The following is an 18,416-nucleotide window of genomic DNA, read 5'->3' as shown; positions in this document are numbered from 1 at the left end:
TAGTTGTCTTGGTCGTTGTGGTTGTAGTAGGTTTCTTAGTTGTTGTAGTTATCTTGGTCGTTGTAGTTGTAGTAGGTTTCTTTGTTGTAGTAGTTGTCTTGCTTGTTGTAGTTGTAGTAGGCTTACTTGTTGTTGTAGTTGTCTTGCTTGTTGTAGTAGTTGTCTTAGATGTTGATGAAGATGTAGTAGTCTTCTTAGTAGTAGCTGTTGTAGTTGTTGTAGATGTAGTTGTAGTAGTTGGCTTCTTGGTTGTTGTAGTTGTTGTCATAGAAGTAGGAACGTTGTATACTACTTCACCATTGCTGTCTGTAGATAATGTACCGCCGTTTACAGCTGAGAAGAACTGTGAAGGAGCTGTACCCTTGTTGTACTTAGCATAGCCGTTTGTGATAGTACCTGTCTTAATAGCTTCAACGCTGATCTTTCCGCCTGTAAGCTTTTCGATGATGTCGATAGTCTTACCAGCAGGAATGTAGATGTTTGCCAACGGGCTGCTTATATCAAGCTTGCCGCTGACAGCTACCTTAGTATCTCTTGTGCAGTAGATACCATAGTTGTCTTCACTTGATATCTTACCGCCTGTGATGTTGATAACACCGCCAGATGCAGATGAATAGATACCATAACCGTCATCTGCCTTTAATACAGCACCGCTCAAGTTTATAACGCCTGAATATGAACCTTCCATGTATACAGCAGAGCGCTGGTAATAGTTTTTGTTGTTAGCCAGACCCTTGGATTCAACAGTACCGCTTATAAGGTTTGTTGTACCCTTGCTGTTGCCGAGGTTAAGTGCGATATAATTGCGTGAGATAACGTTTGCACCGTCAATAGTAAGTGAACTGTCATTATTTACTGAAATTGTTGCGTTGCTGCGATCATCGTCATTTCTTGTAACAGTACCGCCAAGAAGTCTGAGCGTACCCTTGTTAACATAGAATGCCTCATAATAGCCTGTTGAGCTTACAGCACCTGTCTTTGCCTTGCTGCTGTCTCTTACTGTCATAACAGCATTATTGTTGACCATAAATCTCTGTACACTTACCTTATGGCCGTTAAGATCAAGATCGAGCATTGTATCGATATTCAACTGAGATTCAACAGTAACGTCGCATTCAAGCTTGTACTTACCGTGTGTCGGGAGGCTGTCAGACTTGTTCCATGTCTTTGTTTCAGCTTCAACAAACTTGAGGTTGTTGTCAGTTGCATATTTCTCAGCATTTGTTTCCTTATAACCAACAATAGTATCTACCTTGCTGTTTCTGAGGAAATTGTTATTGATGCTTGTAAGACCTGCCGGGAGATAAACTGATGTTACGCCTGAATCGTAGAATACATCACCTGCAACACGTGTTACGCTCTCAGGGAACTCAACTGATTTGAGTGATGTACAGCCGTAGAATGTATTTCCGTCGATAGAATTTAAGGTATTAGGAAGAACTACTGATTCGAGGTTCTTACAATCTCTGAACAGGTTTGTTGTGTTGATGTATGTAACTGTATCAGGGATAACGATAGACTTGATACCTGTGCCATAGAAAGCAGCATAATCTATACGCTCTACAGAAGCTGGTATTTCAAGCTCTGTGATAGCTGCATCATTGTAGAATGCACTTGTACTTATGTTCTTTAATGTATCAGGAAGCTTTATGCCTGTAAGTGATGTACAACCTGTGAAAGCTGAACTTCCGATAGTTTCAAGTCCTGATGAGAACTTAACTGTTTTGAGTGTTGTTAAGCCGCTAAATGCATTATTGCCGATAGTCTTGACACTTGCAGGTATCTCAATAGATTCGAGCTTTGTGCCTGAGAAGCAATAAGTGCTTATTGATTCAAGCTTTGAAGGAAGCTTTATCTCTGTGATAGCTGTGCCATAGAAAGCAGAAGAACCTAAGCTCTCTAAAGCTGCCGGAAGCTCAATACTTGCAAGCTTTGTGCAGTTTGAAAATGCATTGTTTCCGATAGTCTTTACAGTATCAGGTATGTCGATGCTTTCAAGCTCTGTACAATAATTGAATGCATATGATCCGATCGTTTCAAGCTTAGCAGGAAGCTTTACAGATTTAAGTGTTCTTAAACCACTGAATACATTTTCGCTGATCTCTGTTACTGATGAAGCTGAAAGATCTATATTTTCAAGATTTGAACTTGCAAATGCATATGTATCAAGCTTTTCAACAGAGCTTGGAACCTTTATTTCCTTAATGCTGCTGCCTGCGAAAGCTCTTGCACCGATAGTCTTTACTGTGCTTGGTATAGTAAAGCTTTCTATTCCTGTACAACCATTGAAAATGTAGCTTGGAATAGCTTCAAGCTTTGAAGGAAGCTTTACAGATGTCATCTTTGCTGCGCCTGCATAAGCATAAGCAGGAAGCTCTGTACGTGAGTCGGAATATGTAATAGTTGCAATATCAGAGTTTGAGAATGTATAACTGTTCAGTGTAGTTACAGAATCAGGTATAGCGATCTCTGTAATTCCTGTGCCTGAGAATACATATGAACCTAATGATTCAAGCTTTGAAGGAAGCTCAAGCTTTGTAATTGCCTTACAGTTTCTGAAAACATTTGATCCTACGCTTGTCAGTGACTCAGGAAGCTTAATGCTCTTGATAGCTGAACAATCACCGAATGCATAGTTACCAATAGTCTTTACAGTGCTTGGTATTTCAACGCTTTCAAGTGAAGTACAACGGTAGAATGCATAATCGCTTATGGATTCAAGGTTAGCAGGGAGCTTTACTGTCTTTACTGAAGTACAGTTACTTAAAACGCCGTAAGGAAGATCCTTGATGTCATTAGCAAATTCAACAGTTTCGATACTTGAATTGCTGAATGTATAGCTGTCCATTGTTTCAACAGTACTTGGGATCTTTATTTCCTTTATGCTGCTGCCTGAGAAAGCATTTAAACTGAGCTTTGTAACATTGCTTGGTATAGTAAAGCTTTTAATTCCTGTACAACCGTTGAAAATATAGCTTGGAATAGTTGTAAGTTTTGAAGGAAGCTTTACAGATGTGAGCTTTGTTGCGCCTGCATAAGCATAAGCAGGAAGCTCTGTACGTGAATCAGAATATGTGATCTTCTCAATATTAGAGCCTGAGAAGGCACTACCGTTCAGTGAAGTTACAGAATCAGGTATTGTGATCTCCTTGATACCTGTACCATTGAAAGCATAATAACCGATAGTTGTCAGGTTCTCCGGAAGTGTGAGCTTAGTAAGCTTAGTACAACCGTTGAAAACATTATCTGATATGGTCGTAAGAGTGCTTGGAAGCTTAACATCAGTAAGAGCTGTACAGCCGGAGAATGCATAACCATTTATGTTCTTGACGCCCTCAGGGATAGTTATGCTCTTGAGTGCTGAGCAGTTTGAGAATACTGAATAACCTAAAGCAGCAGTAGACGAAGGAAGCGTTACAGATTCAAGAGATGTTGCACCGCTGAATGCATAATTCTGAATTGAAGTAACAGTGTCAGGTATCTTGATAGATGTCAGACCTGAAGTTGTGAATGCATTACCTCCTATAGATGTAACTGACTCAGGGATATCTATGCTCTTTAAAGCTGAACAGCCATAGAATGCATTATTCGGAATAGCTGTAAGCTTTGAAGGAAGCTTAACTGATGAAAGCTTCTTTGAATTACTGAACAAATAAGTAGGAAGAGTTGTGAACTTATCGTCGATCTCAACCTTTTCCAGATTTGAATTTGCCAGAGCATAAGAGTTTATAGTTTCAACAGTTGAAGGTATCTTTAATTCCTTTACTCCGCTCTCACGGAAAATATACTGACCTAAAGTAGTTACGCTGCTTGGTATCACAAACTCTGTAAGGCCTGTACAACCGCTGAATGCGTAATTTGGAATAGCTGTAAGCTTTGAAGGAAGCTTTACAGATGTCATCTTTATTGCGCCTGAATAAGCATTAGCAGGAAGAACTTCTCGTGAGTCGGAATATGTGATAGTCTCAATGTTAGAGCCTGTAAATGCACCATTTGAAACATTTACTACAGAATCAGGCATTGTTATCGACTTTATTGCCGTATTACCGAAAGCTTCATATCCGATAGTCTCTAATGTATCAGGAAGCTCAAGCTTTGCTAATTTGCTACAGTAATCAAAGACTCTGTAGCTTATTGTTTTCAGTCCGCTTGGCAGATTGATCTTCTCAAGTGTATTACAGTTATAGAAACCATAATCACCGATCTGGACAACAGTATCAGGAAGCTTTATCTCTGTAAGTGAGTTACAGCTATTAAATGCATAATTTGGGATAGCTGTGAGCTTTGCAGGGAGCTTTACAGACTTGAGCAGTGAACAATCATAGAATACTCCATACGGAAGTGTTGTGAACTTATCGTCGATCTCAGCCGTTTCAAGATTTGAATATGAAAAAGCATATGAGTTCAAGTTCTCAACAGTTGAAGGTACCTTTATTGACTTGATGCTGCTTCCGCGTAAAGCATATGAACCTATAGTCTTAATAGAAGAAGGTATCTCAAAGCTTGTTATCTGAGTACAGCCTGTGAATACATAGCTTGGAAGAGTTTCAAGCTTTGAAGGCAGCTTAGGATCCTTCATCTTTGCTGCACCGCCGTAAGCATAGCTCGGGATAGATGTTGCATCATCAGGATAAAGGATAGTTTCTATATTTGACATATAGAATGTATCGCTGCTTACAGTCTTTACAGAAGCAGGTATCTTGATCGACTTTACTCCTGCACCATAGAAAATTTGGCTTCCCAGATATGTTATATTATCAGGGATAGTAAACTCTGTAAGAGCAGTACAGTCTCTGAATAATTCGCTTTGAATAGAAGTAACCTTTTTACCGATATCTACAGATGCAAGGCTCTTACAATCCTTGAATACACCGTTGCTCACACTTGTGATATACTCAGGCATCTTAAAGCTTTCAAGCTTTGTACCTGCAAGAGCATAGCTGCCAAGTGTTGTCATTGAAGTAGGAATGTTTACCTCCTTGACACCTGAGCCATAGAATGCATTGCTTCCTATGCTTGTTACGCTGTCAGGAAGTGTTACCTTTTCAAGAGCAGTACAACCATAGAATGTCTCTGAAGCAAGTGCTTTCATATCAGACGGGAATGTTACGCTCTTTAGATTTAAACATTGCCTGAAGATCGCTGAACTGCATGAAACGGAATTATCAGGATATGTAACAGTCTCGATCTTGGTATTCCTGTATGCCTGCCAGCCGATACTCTTCAGTGACTTAGGATACTTGACCTCTTTAAGACCTGAACTATCGAAAGCATTTGATCCGATAGACTCGATCGTATCAGGAAGATCAATGCTTTCAAGTGAAATACAGCTTGAGAAGAGGTTGCTTTCAAGAATTTTGAGAGTTGAAGGAAGCTTTACGGATTTGAGCTTTGAACAGCTTGAGAATGCACTGCCTCCTATATTAACGACCGTATCAGGTATTTCCAGAGATGTAAAGCCCGTATTTGACAAAGCAGAGCCTTTTATTTCTGTGATATTGTCAAGATTGATCTTTGCAAGGCTTGAACTGCCATAACACATACCATATGAGAGCTCTGTTACTCCGCTCGGAAGTGTAAGCTCTGTAAGTCCTGTGTTCTGGAAAGCATATGAACCTATCGTTTTAACGCCCTTAGGAAGCTCAATAGATTTAAGTGAAGAACAGTATGAGAGCAAGCCTACAGGTATCTCTGTCATATTGCTTGGAAGCTTGAATGAGGTAATTGAACGGCTGCGGTAGAAAATATAATTTCCGTAGTTTTCAACTGTCTCAGGAAGCTCTACCTTTTCGAGAGAAGTATTCTCGAATGCATAGTCGCCGATAGTCTTTACTGTGCTTGGAATAACTACTGACTTTATCTTTGAATGTGAAAAAGCACGTTCACAGATAGCTGTTACCTTCTGACCGTTTATCTCTGATGCGATATTAGCCTTTTCTGCTTCATAGTCACAGTAAGCTACCTCTGCATGATCCTTATATACGTTATAGTAGATAAGATCTTTCAGTACGACCTCATAATCCTTTGTGCTCGCAGATGCTGTAGCAGTAGGATCAATGAGGATATATCCGTCAAACGGAGTACCCTTCAGCTTTGCATCACTGTCTGTATTGGCAGTCTGACACATATTTGAATTGTACGATGTCTTTACCTTTGGGTTTGAGTAATTAAAGTAATGCTTTAACTCGTTGTTTGAACAGATATTGATGTAATAGATATCTCCCGGCTTTGCATCAGCAGGAACGGCAATTTTCAGAGTTGCATATGTACCGTTTTTACCCTTTGATGTATTATAACTTGAACTTATGTAATGAGTCCTTCTGTACTTACCATAAATGTAGTAAGAAGAATACACGTTCATACCTGCGGTACCGTCATCTGTACCTGCTTCAACGCTTTTAAGCTCAAGGCTGCTTGACATATCAAGATAGACTGTTGAACCACCGTAGTATTCCTCAGTGCCGAATTCAGGCTCATTGATCTTGAGGGTCAATGTTACTGTCTCGCCCGGCTTAGCAGTAGCGCTGCTCAGTGATAATGTCGGATTTGGCTGTATTCTTTCTGATTCTGGTATTGTAGTAGTACTGGAACTGATTATTGCATTTGTAGTAGAAGTAGTTGTAGTTGTAGAAGCAGCCTTAGCAGGTGCATTTGTCACTGCACTTGCTGCAACTGATGCCCCCTTTGTAGGAGCAGAAGTTGTTACTGCTGTCGGTGCCGAAGTTATTGTGTCTTTACTTGTTTCCATAATTTTTTCAGGTTTTACGTTAATAAGACCCGAATCGGATATGGAACCGATCAGTGTTTTCTGTACGTTATCAATGTTCGCTGCATTTGCTGAAAGATTCGCAGGTATCTGCGTTGTGATCAGAGCAGATGCGGCAAGCATGGAAACGAACCGTTTGGTGATCTTTCCGGGATTTTTATGTCCCATTTTAATTACCTCCCTTATCGTAAATTAAATGAATGTAATTCACCATAATAATTATACCATTATGAGGGGAAACGTCAATAGAAATGAAAGTTTTGTAAATAAATTTTGGTGAAAGCTAACTAACTGGGAGCAATATTCGAGGTCAAAACTACTAAAAGTAATAAAAAAACCAAAGCAGGTTTGTTGAAAACTCAGTATAAATTCGTGCAAATATTATTACATATACTGTTATATATCATAATTTATTAATCAATAGCACAATTATGCTGTCTGACACTAAAGCGCCTGTCAATGTCTGTCTTGACATTAAATATGTAATGTTGTATGATTTTAATATCATATTTGCTGCTTTCCACATAAAAAACAAGGAGAACTCACATGAAAAACAATATCCTTATTATAGATGACGATGCCGACCTTTCATTCGTGATATCGGATATGCTTGAGGGCTACGGCTATAAGGTCACAGCTGCCGAAACTGCCGAGGAAGCATTCGGGCTGCTCAGCGTCAGGAGCTTTGACCTCATACTTCTTGACATCAATCTTCCCGATTCTACGGGATTTGAGATATGCAAAGAGCTGCGCAGGGTATCAGACGTACCTGTTATATTTGCAAGCGCCCGCACCAGCGAGTCTGACAGGATAACAGGCTTTGACATCGGCGGCGACGATTACCTCCCCAAGCCCTACTCTATGGCGGAGCTTTTCTCACGCATAAAGGCTCTCATGCGCAGAGCCTACGGAGATGCCGACGAGAAAAAAGTCATATCCTTCGGCAATGTAAAGGTAGATATCTCAGCACGTTCCGTCACCAAGAACGGCGCTCCCGTGGCACTTTCACTGAAGGAATTCGACCTTTTGTCTCAGCTCTGCGAACACGCAGGCACTGCCGTATCAAAGGAAACTCTGCTTTCGGAGGTATGGGGAGCTTTTTCTTCTGTTGAACCTTCAACTCTTGCAGTGCATATCCGCTGGCTCCGCGAAAAGCTGGAGGACAAACCTGCGTCGCCAAAGTACATAAAGACAGTTTACAAGGTAGGCTATATACTGGAGGCGGAAAAATGAAAACAAGAATTATCCGCGTTACGCTTTTCTTCATAATACTTATAATAGGTGCTTCCGTCTGGTTCGTACATACCGACAGAAACAGCTATAGCTCCGACTCAAACGGCGAAATGATCGTCGCGGTCAACGAAATAGAACAGCTTATAAATATGGGTGAGAACGAAAATGCTGCCGAAAAAGCTGCACTCCTCAAAACTGAGATACGCAGCAAAGAAAATCCTGTCCGCAAAAGCTCAGATACATATATAATATGTATAATAGGCTGTGTATTCACGATATCTGTATTCGGCTACGTGTATTTCTCAATACTCCGTCCCTTCGATAAAATGAAGGCGTTTGCCGAAAAAATAGCGCAGGGAAACTTCGATATCCCACTCAATTATGAGCGTTCAAACTATTTCGGCAGCTTCACATGGGCTTTCGACAGTATGCGCCGCGAAATAACCAAAGCACGAGCCTGTGAGCGAGAAGCAATCGACAACAACAAGACCGTCATCGCTACCCTTTCCCATGACATAAAAACTCCAGTTGCTTCAATAAGAGCCTATGCCGAGGGACTTGACGCAAATCTTGACAGCTCCCCCGAAAAAAGGCGGAAATACCTGTCCGTTATCATGCGCAAGTGCGACGAGGTATCAAAACTGACAGACGACCTTTTCCTCCACTCCCTCTCCGACCTTGACAAGCTGAAAATACAGCCCGAGAAACTGGAGCTGACCGAATTTATGGAAAATACCGTCAGCGAGATAGCCGCCGAGCATGAAGACGTTCACTTCATGCGCCCCGACTTTACTGCCGAAGTAAGCGCCGACAGGAACAGGCTTACACAGATAACCGAGAACCTCATAAACAACGCAAGAAAATACGCTCATACCGATATAACCGTATCTATGGAAAAGCTGCCGAATACCGTTATCATACGCTTTCTCGATTCGGGCAGCGGTATCCCCGATGCGGATATGCCCTTCATATTCGAGAAATTCTACCGCGGCAAAAATGCTGGCAATGAGCAGGGCTCGGGTCTGGGACTCTATATCGTAAAATACCTGACAGAAGCTCAGGGCGGCGAGGTGTGCCTGAGAAATCCCGATACAGGCGGACTCGAGGTAACGGTATCGCTTCCTTTACAAAGTTCTTAAATACTTCTTAATAACTTTTGCTGTATAATAATGTCAGTAAAAGCGAAAGGAAATCACTGATATGAAAAATTCTATTCTTACGGCAAGGTCGCTTTCAAAAAGCTTTGCCCACAACGGCGAACAGGTACATATATTGTCGGGCGTTGACCTTGATATATACGAAGGAGACTTCACCGTTATCATGGGAGCCTCAGGCTCGGGTAAATCCACCATGCTCTATGCTCTCAGCGGCATGGATAAGGCAACCGCAGGCTCTGTAATATACGACGGAAAAAATATCGTCATTATGAGCGAGAAAGAGCTGGCAAGACTGAGATACTCTGATTTCGGCTTCATTTTTCAGCAGATGCACCTTGTAAGCAATCTTTCACTCTATGAAAACGTTGTGGTATCGGGCTATCTCAACAAAAAGCAGTCCCCTGCCGAGGTAAGAGAACGGGCAGATGCTCTTTTCAAAAGAATAGGCATCGACCACATAAAAACTCACCTTCCTTCACAGGTATCGGGCGGCGAACAGCAGAGATGTGCAATAGCAAGAGCTGTTATCAATCAGCCTAAGCTCCTCTTTGCCGATGAGCCTACAGGCGCACTGAACCGCAAAAATACCACTGAGGTGCTCGACCTGCTCACGGGACTCAACCAAAACGGTCAGAGCATACTCATGGTGACACATGATATACGCGCCGCTGTAAGAGCATCACGGCTGCTCTATCTCTCCGACGGAAACATCATAGGCGAGCTTACGCTCAGTCCCTACGAACACTCTGCGGAAAAAAGCCGCGAGACTCAGGTAAATGCATGGCTGAGTTCTCTCGAATGGTGAGGTGAGCGCTATGGAAATACTCACTCTCCTGAAAGCTAATATCCGCCGCAGAAAGGGCACTTTCGTCAGCGTAGTGATACTCATGTTCATCATCTCAATGGCACTTACTCTTATACTCAGCGTCAGCAAAAGCTGCGAAGCTTCTCTCAATGCCGCTCATTCCTATGCAAAAAGCGGAAATGTCATCGCAATGGTAAAGGGTACGGCTTTTACGGACGAAATGAGAAAAAAGCTTGATGACGAAGCCATTATCGACCATTACAGAGCAACTCCAATGGCTGTTATATCATACGGAGTAGATGCACCAAAGGAAAAAAGCGATATTTCCTGCTTCTTTTCGTCTATACACGACGGAATAAGGCTTCTGAACAAGAACTGTACCGACTACGAAGATAGTATACCGCCGCTTTCAAAAGGCGAAATATATATGAGCTATGGTACAAAAGGCAATCTCAAATGCGAAATAGGTGATAAAATAACAGCCCATACCGTAAGCGGCGATTATGACTTTATCATAAAAGGCTTCGTTACAGAGCCTGTATTCGGCTGTATGAATATAGGCTGGAAGTGGCAGTTCATATCGCAGGAGGATCTTGATATCATTTCAGCTGCCAATAATGCGGCAAAAACCGATGAAAAATGCTCCACAGGCTATGTAGTTGAGCTTTACAAAAGCGATGACTGCAAGCTCTCAGACGGAAAATTCCGCCGTCAGGTAAACCTTGACACTGATATAATCGCAAATTCATGGGGATCGCTTACTAAGGATATGTCAATGCACTACACCAACATCTATTCGGATAATACTCTCGGAATAATGCTGATATTCATTCTTATCCTTGCAATAGTCGTGCTCATCGTTACAGGTCACAGCATATCAACAGGCATCGAACTTGATTACACCAACCTGGGTATTCTGAAATCACAGGGCTTCAGCAGTACAAAGATACGCATTTCAATTTCCCTGCAATACTTTATCGCTGAGGTCATCGGAAGCATTATCGGCATAGTATGCGCTATACCGCTCATCCGAGTGCTTGCAGGAGTTTTTGACCCTATATCAGGCTATATAACTGAAACTCACCCTGCCCTCGGCACTGTGATATTGTACCTTCTGTGCATTTTCGCAGCAAGCGTGGTATTTATATTACTTATAACCCACAAGGTCTGCCGCATATCTCCTATCCGTGCTATCTCGGGCGGCAGAAACGAGGTATACTTCGACAGCCGCATAAAAGCTCCCATAAGCTCAAGATTTCTTTCCTCAACACTTGCGCTCCGTCAGTTCACATTTGCCAGAAAAAGATATGTCGCCTCGATAATCATAGCAGCTATCCTTGTATTCTTTATGCTCATGGTAAATGCTCTCAGCGATTCAACAAGCTCAAAAAAAGCAATGGAAATGATGGGAGCGGAAATAACCGATGTAAACATCAAGTTCAATGAAAAGACAGATAAAGCCGAGATAGATAAGGTACTCGACATAATAGAAAAAAAATCTGAAATAAACAAACGTTGTTTTCATTACGGCGTCAACATATCACTAAACGGCGAAGAGATATTTTGCAGTGTAAATAATTATCCCGAGGATACATTGGTAAAAAAAGGCAGGGCTCCCCTCTATGACAATGAGATAGTCATAACGGAAATGGTAGCTGACGAGCTTGACTTAAAGATTGGCGATACAATAGACGCTGCAAGGTTCGACAAGCATGAACAGTTTATAGTTTCAGGCATTTATGTATCGCTGTACGACACAGGCATGGCTGTCTCAATAAATGCTGATGCAGGCAAAAAGCTTGGTATTGAGGCAAAGGTCACAAACGGCGGCGTTAACCTGAAAAACTCAGAAGACGCTGAAAAGGTAAGAGCTGCCCTTGAAAAGGAATACGGCAACAAGGCAGAAATAACTCTTACAGACCCCGATGACGATCTGGGACTTATCAACAATGCTGTCAGGGCTATGCGGATAATCATTTACGCATTCTCTCTTTTCTTTGCACTCATAGTCGTATCAATGGTAAGCTCAAAAGCATTCACTCAGGAGAAAACGGACATAGGAATATTCAAATCACAGGGCTTCACTACAGGAAAGCTGAGATTGCAGTTTGCCATAAGATTTTTCATCGTTTCGGTAATAGGAGCAATACTCGGCACTTTTACGGGCACTCTGCTTATCAATAAGGTGCTGTCATTGCTGCTCAGAGGCATAGGTATCACGAATTTCTACACAAGCTTCACTATTACGGGAATACTGATGCCTGCCGCAGCTATATGCATATGCTTCTTTATTTTCGCACTTATCGTATCCCGAAAAATAAAAAAAGTCGGCATAAGACAGCTTATAACCGAATAAAACATTGTTTATGGAGAAATAAAATATGGAAACTACTGAAAAACGTCTGTCAAAAAATAAGGCACTTATCATATACATCATTGCATTTTATACAATATGGTATCTGTTTGAATTCCTTGCAAAACCTGTCATAAATGACATTTTCACGGGAGAGGTGAGTTCACAGATCATAAAGACAGTTGTCATCAAAAATCTTGTATGGATACTTCCCGCAGCGCTTCTTGTACATTATTATAAAGACGATGTATGTATCGGGCTGAAGGAGATGTTCACAGCAAAGGTAAAATGGCTGAGTTATCTGCCTGTATTCCTGCTCTTTGTGCTTTATCCCCTTGTTACGTCGTATCTCCGCAAAGGGGCGCTGACATTGAACCGCGATTTCGGCATCAAACACGTCATAATGTATTCCTTTGTCGGGATCACGGAAGAAATGGTATTCCGTGGCTGGCTGCTCAATGCAACAGTCGGCAGGGAGCAGCAAAACAAGTGGAAAGCGATACTGCTTAATTCCGTCATGTTCGTAGCAATACATATCCCCACATGGACTACACACGGGCAGCTTACTGCGGCATTTCTTCATTTAGGATTTGTTCAGATAATGATTCTCAGCATAATATTCAGCGTTACATTTCTGAAAAGCAGAAATATCCTCATTCCTGTGGCACTGCACATGATATTTGATTTCCTGCTGGATATTTTCGACTGATCTTGATTACTGATATATTTTTCGTCAAAAAAGCGGTAATACATCTATTAATCGTGTAAATATAACAAAACAGGAGAACCGATAAAAGTTCTCCTGTTGTATTTATGTATATACTTTTATTCACAAGCCGCAAGCGGAAGAGATTCAAGGAAAATAACGTCTTCGCGCTCAGCAATATTCACCTCTGCGAATACTGCTGCATTTGCAACAGGGATTCCGCCTGAAGCCTCAACAATAGCTTCAAGATCCTTCAATGACTCTGCTGTACTGATAACATTATCCACTACGAGGATACGCTTTCCTTTCATAGCTGCTATTTCCTCTGCGGCAAGGTAGAATTTCTTCTTCTTTTCCGACATGATAGACTTGACAGCTACCTCGATCGTATCGTCCATATAAAGCTTAACGGACTTATGAGCTATGATACATGGCTTGCTGCTCTGTCTTGAAAGCTCGTATGCAAGAGGAGTTCCCTTTGTCTCCGCGCTGAATATAAGATCAAATTCAGGCATCTTTTCAAGAAGTCGCTTTGCACTTTCAACGATTATCTCAACTTCACCGTAAAGGATAGAAGCTGCAATATCAAGCTTATCCGCAGCAGCGCATCTTTTGAGCTCATCATTGAGCTCTGCCACCTTGAGTTCGTAGTATTCCGATACAGCGTTGTTCTTGAGAGCAAGGTTTCTCTTGCGGATAGCCTTTGAGTCTCTGATAGGCTTTGGCTCCTGTTCAATGAACTCATAGCCGCTTGCCGTAACAACAGGTCTGATGTCAGCCTGCATTTTAACAGGAATACCAAGCTCGGCACATCTGTCAATGATGTCCTTTATCCACTCAAACTTCATGGGAGTATCTCCGCCGATCTCTCCGCCGATAATTACCCATGAATTATCCTTTCCGAAGTTCTTTACGAGCTCGTCCAGATGAACAGGCTCTATATATTCAAGCACAGGCTGGTATACAACGCAGGCTGTGATATGGTGATCATTTGTTTTTTCGATAAGCTCTGAGATACGGTATGTACATTCATTTTTATCGACTGTACATGAGATAACAACGTTTCTCAGGTCTGTATCAACAGGTATAGGGCTGAGATCTATGCCGCTCGGACGCTTTGTAACAAGCTGGAACGTATCAACAAATCTTCCCTGTCTGCGCTTTATATTGCTTGCAGCGATGATCTGTCCAAGAACGTTTTCCTGCCATGCAGGCTCCCAGCAACCGAAATCGGACATATATGTAAGGAACCAGTCTATAGGATTTTCGCTTTCGATATTGAACAGTTCGGGAACATCGTTTCCGTCAGCGTCCTTTGTCATCTTATAGAAGCCCCTGAATACAGGCTTTTTGTAATCATCAGTAACCTCAAAATGCTCTACGACCTTCTTTGTAAAGCAGTACTTACAGCCGATAGGACAGCCTATAACAGGCGAATACACCTTAGTATTCAGGTGGGTATCATAGTTGATATCCTTTAAAATACGCTTCAGCGCAAGCTGATGACCGTCATAATAAACGTGAAGCTTCTGTATCTGGCTGAGATAAAGCTGATTAAGATTGCTGAATTCCTCCAGTTCTTCCCTGACGGAATGCATACTGATCTTCAGCTTCATAAAATCAAATCCCCTGAAGTTACAGATAAGCGTATTAAGAAGTCTGTTTACGACTTCCGGTCTTTCGAGCATTGTGATAATACCCGCTGATGGTGCGTCGGTGTAATAGTCTTCAATTCTCAGCATAAAACATCTTGCCCTTCAATATTTATTTCTTTTCCATGTTTTGCACGAAAGCAGCTTTTCAGCCGCGTTCAAAGGTCGATATTATCTGTCTTTTCCTATGCTGCGCGATGTCTTCTATGCCGAAAAAATGTAAAAATGCATATGCGAATAAATGCATGATCCACTAAAAGACTGCTTGTCACAGTACGGCACATTAAGCGTGAACGCATACAACAGAAAGTTTAAAAAACCTGCGGTTTATAAATTTACATTCTGTTTTTAGAAGATATCATAGCCTAACTCTTAGTCTGACAATACTAAAATAATTCCTGATTATATAAAATAAACGTTTGGTAAAAGCCTTCCCAATCCATTATGAACAACAAATATCAGGAAATGGGAAATATTATAAAAAATAGTACAATAATGATATTTAAAATAAAATTAAAGCATTAGTAAAATGAGATAAAAATTAAGCGTTTTGAAGCTTCTCCTATATAGGGAGATACCTATTATATTATATACTATATGTGCTGTTTCGTCAAGTATCTTTTTATACTTATTATCGGGTAATAAAGTGTTTTATTTTGCTATTTTTAAGCATTTTTTCACAATTATTACTCAGCATTATAAAATAAATATATCATTAGCAAATAATAATTATTATTTATTACCAATTCATTTAATCATATATGTATTATTATTTAAAATGTATTGACAACGGGATAGTTTAATGATAGAATTTGATGAAGGCTTCAAATTATGAACATTAAAAAAGTATCAATTTTACAAATAGAGGTGAGATATTAATGCAAAAAGCAGTTATCGCAATAGATTCATTCAAGGGCAGTCTCTCCTCGCTCGACGCAGGCAAAGCCGCAGCTGAAGGGATATATCGTGTTTTCCCCGAGGCGGACGCAGTAATAAGACCTGTAGCTGACGGCGGTGAGGGAACTGTTGAAGCCCTTGTATCGGGACTTAACGGAAAATTCATGGAAGCTCAGGTCCGCGATCCTCTCGGAAGGCGTATCACGGCTAAATACGGTATTCTCCCCGATAATACCGCTGTTATCGAAATGGCTGCCGCTTCGGGACTCACCCTGCTTTCCGAAGCCGAGCGTGACCCTATGCACACTACCACCTATGGTACAGGTGAAATGATACTTGATGCCATACATCGCGGCTGCCGCAGTTTTATAATCGGCATCGGCGGAAGTGCCACCAACGACGGCGGAATCGGCTGTTTACAAGCTCTCGGCTTTGGTATGCTCGATAATGCCGGCAAGCAGGTGGAGTACGGAGCAAAGGGGCTCTCCGAGCTTGTCCGAATCACCGATAACAATGTTATACCAGAGCTTAAAGAATGTTCTTTCCATGTCGCCTGCGATGTCACCAATCCGCTCTGCGGCATTAACGGGTGCAGCGAAGTATTTGCTCCGCAAAAAGGTGCGGACAAGAACAGTATCAGGCTTATGGACGAATACCTGCGCAGTTACGCTGAAATTGCAAAGTGCTATGCTCCGTCAGCCTCTCCCAATACGGCAGGATCAGGCGCAGCAGGCGGTCTCGGATTTGCGATGATGTACTTTCTCAACGCCGAGCTGCAATCGGGCGTTGAGCTTGTAATACGCGAAACAAGGCTTGAAGAAGCCATAAAGACTGCCGATATAGTCATAACAGGCGAGGGCTGCCTTGACAGTCAGACCTGCATGGGAAAGGCTCCCGTCGGGATCGCAGGGATAGCAAAAAAATACGGCAAGCCGGTCATTGCCTTCAGCGGGGCGGTGCGCAGGGGCGCAGAACTGTGCAATTCAAGCGGTATAGACGCATACTTCCCTATTCTGCGCAGTGTATGCACTCTTGAACAGGCTATGGACAAGGAAAATGCCTATAAAAATCTTGCCGACACAGCCGAGCAGGTCTTCAGAACTATCAGGCTTTCAGGTATGCTGACCAAAAATAAATGAATATAATAAAAATAGTCACAGGATCGCTCAAGAACCTGTGACTATTATTTTTGGATTTATAAGATCAGGCTTAACAATGATCTTACTTTACAAGTGCCATTACCTTATCATAAGCCGGCTTTGGCTGATAGCCGTTTGAGAAGAGAAGTGGATTCTGCTCTCTTCTCCAGCTTACGCTGTCCTGAGTACCCCAGATAGTTACAGCAGGGATCTTATCCGCATTCTGCATAGCGAGCTTGAATATCTTCTCATAGAGGTTTGCCTGCTCCTGTGTATTAGAGCAAGTGATATCGAGCTCAGTGATCTGAACCTCAAGACCTGTGCTGAGGAACTTCTTGAGAGCTGTCTCATAAGTATTAGCATCAGGATAATTTGTTGCAAGATGTGACTGCATACCGATACCGTCAATGTAGCCAAGCTGCTTGAGCTTCATAGCCATGTTGTAGATATCGTTTGTCTTTGCAGGGATATACTCGTTATAATCGTTGAGATAGAGCTTGCAGCCTGCAGGAGCATACTGTCTTGCATACTTGAATGCATTGATAACAAAGCTGTCATCACCGTAAACTCTTACCCAGTTGGAGTTGCTTGCAGGTCTCATTCCGCCGCCGTCGTTGAGGAAGAGCTCATTACATACGTCGTATGAGTAAACATCAAGCTTTGGATACTGCTGCTTGAGAGCTGCGAATGTGTTCTTTATCATGCTCTCAAGACGCTGGTTCATAATATCCTTTGATACGTATGCGCCGTTCTGTGAGAAGTTCTCACGGAAGAACCAGTCAGGAGTCTGGCTGTACCAAACGAATGTATGACCACGGAGTGAGATTCCGTTCTCTTCACAGAACTTCAGAGTCTGAGCTGCTCTGCTGAGGCTGATCTGTGTATTGACATTGTTGCCTCTCTGCTGACAAGCTGACTGATCGAGAATGCTGTCAGGCTTGAGCTCATTCTCAGGAGTGATAGAATTGTAGTGCTTCTTCAGGAAGTCAGCACCGCTGCCAAGCTCGTGAGGGCTTACAGATGTACCGATCTTGAAGTAGCTTGCAAATGCGCCCTTGAGGCTGTCCTTTGAACCTGCATTGCTATTGTTGTTCTGCTGCTGGTTGTTGTTATTGTTCTGGTTATTGTTATTATTCTGGTTGTTCCAGTCATTATTCTGCTGTCCCCAGTTATTGTTCTGGTTCTGATTGTTCCAATCATTGTTTACAACGCCGTTCCATGTGTTGTTGTTCTGATTGTTCCAATCCCAGCCGTTATTCTGCTGTCCCCAGTTGTTCCAGTCGTTGTTCTGGTTCCAGTTATTGTTGTTCTGGTTATTCCAGTCCCAGCCATTGTTCTGGTTCTGCTGTCCCCAGTTGTTCCAGTCGTTATTCTGGTTCCAGTTATTGTTGTTCTGGTTATTCCAGTCCCAACCGTTATTCTGGTTCTGCTGACCCCAGTTATTCCAATTGTTGTTCTGCTGTCCCCAGTTGTTGTTCTGGTTCTGCTGACCCCAATTGTTCCAATCGTTGTTCTGATTCCAGTTATTGTTCTGGTTCCAGTTGTTCCAGTCGTTGTTTACAACACCGTTCCATGTGTTGTTATTCTGGTTATTCCAGTCCCAGCCATTGTTCTGATTCTGCTGTCCCCAGTTGTTCCAGTCATTATTCTGGTTCCAGTTATTGTTGTTCTGGTTATTCCAGTCCCAACCGTTATTCTGGTTCTGCTG

The 18,416-nt window shown here is 42.1% G+C and carries 9 protein-coding genes; 6 read left to right on the top strand and 3 right to left on the bottom strand.

The genetic code is table 11. The annotated features are described in order from the left end of the window. Positions 1 to 6,934, bottom strand: a 6,934-nt coding sequence (locus BUB28_RS10165; RefSeq protein ID WP_175547838.1) for a leucine-rich repeat protein, incomplete at its 3' end; no start/stop codon positions are given. 378 nt (positions 6,935 to 7,312) lie between these two features. Between BUB28_RS10165 and BUB28_RS10160 the strand changes: the two genes are divergently transcribed. The 5 genes from BUB28_RS10160 to BUB28_RS10140 all read left to right on the top strand — a co-directional run bounded on the left by BUB28_RS10160 (position 7,313) and on the right by BUB28_RS10140 (position 13,023). Next, the gene (locus BUB28_RS10160) at positions 7,313 to 7,999 is read left to right on the top strand and encodes a response regulator transcription factor (protein WP_072951168.1); all 687 of its coding nucleotides are present in this window, start codon (positions 7,313 to 7,315) and stop codon (positions 7,997 to 7,999) included. Further along, complete coding sequence (locus BUB28_RS10155) at positions 7,996 to 9,138, top strand: HAMP domain-containing sensor histidine kinase (RefSeq protein WP_072951166.1); 1,143 nt, start codon at positions 7,996 to 7,998, stop codon at positions 9,136 to 9,138. The genes BUB28_RS10160 and BUB28_RS10155 overlap by 4 nt, the downstream gene beginning before the upstream one ends. Positions 9,139 to 9,199: 61 nt before the next feature. Next, a complete protein-coding gene (locus BUB28_RS10150; RefSeq protein WP_072951165.1) occupies positions 9,200 to 9,961 on the top strand; it encodes an ABC transporter ATP-binding protein in 762 nt (253 codons plus the stop codon). 10 nt (positions 9,962 to 9,971) lie between these two features. Beyond that, positions 9,972 to 12,317: an ABC transporter permease gene (locus tag BUB28_RS10145; protein WP_072951163.1), complete on the top strand. Its 2,346-nt coding sequence runs from the start codon at positions 9,972 to 9,974 to the stop codon at positions 12,315 to 12,317. A gap of 25 nt (positions 12,318 to 12,342) precedes the next feature. Beyond that, a complete protein-coding gene (locus BUB28_RS10140; protein ID WP_072951161.1) occupies positions 12,343 to 13,023 on the top strand; it encodes a CPBP family intramembrane glutamic endopeptidase in 681 nt (226 codons plus the stop codon). Between the two features lie 116 nt (positions 13,024 to 13,139). Here BUB28_RS10140 and BUB28_RS16535 read toward each other — a convergent pair whose 3' ends face one another. Beyond that, entirely contained in the window at positions 13,140 to 14,762 is a 1,623-nt protein-coding gene (locus BUB28_RS16535) for a DUF5131 family protein (RefSeq protein ID WP_081373476.1), read from the bottom strand. 788 nt (positions 14,763 to 15,550) lie between these two features. Between BUB28_RS16535 and BUB28_RS10125 the strand changes: the two genes are divergently transcribed. Next, positions 15,551 to 16,708, top strand: a complete 1,158-nt coding sequence (locus BUB28_RS10125) for a glycerate kinase family protein (RefSeq protein WP_072951160.1) — start codon at positions 15,551 to 15,553, stop codon at positions 16,706 to 16,708. 82 nt (positions 16,709 to 16,790) lie between these two features. On the opposite strand, the gene BUB28_RS10120 is transcribed toward BUB28_RS10125, so the two are convergent. Beyond that, positions 16,791 to 18,416: endo-1,4-beta-xylanase (locus BUB28_RS10120; protein ID WP_139277546.1), on the bottom strand; the 1,626-nt coding region annotated here is incomplete at its 5' end.

The organism is Ruminococcus flavefaciens, assembly GCF_900143025.1.
GTDB classification, from domain to species: domain Bacteria; phylum Bacillota; class Clostridia; order Oscillospirales; family Ruminococcaceae; genus Ruminococcus; species Ruminococcus flavefaciens_I.
This window is presented reverse-complemented; position numbering and strand designations above follow the sequence as displayed.

Coding starts and splice junctions, on each gene's coding strand:
- BUB28_RS10125 (WP_072951160.1), top strand. CDS start 15,551: ATGCAAAAAGCAGTTATCGCAATAGATTCATTCAAGGGCAGTCTCTCC.
- BUB28_RS16535 (WP_081373476.1), bottom strand. CDS start 14,762: ATGCTGAGAATTGAAGACTATTACACCGACGCACCATCAGCGGGTATT.
- BUB28_RS10145 (WP_072951163.1), top strand. CDS start 9,972: ATGGAAATACTCACTCTCCTGAAAGCTAATATCCGCCGCAGAAAGGGC.
- BUB28_RS10155 (WP_072951166.1), top strand. CDS start 7,996: ATGAAAACAAGAATTATCCGCGTTACGCTTTTCTTCATAATACTTATA.
- BUB28_RS10160 (WP_072951168.1), top strand. CDS start 7,313: ATGAAAAACAATATCCTTATTATAGATGACGATGCCGACCTTTCATTC.
- BUB28_RS10140 (WP_072951161.1), top strand. CDS start 12,343: ATGGAAACTACTGAAAAACGTCTGTCAAAAAATAAGGCACTTATCATA.
- BUB28_RS10150 (WP_072951165.1), top strand. CDS start 9,200: ATGAAAAATTCTATTCTTACGGCAAGGTCGCTTTCAAAAAGCTTTGCC.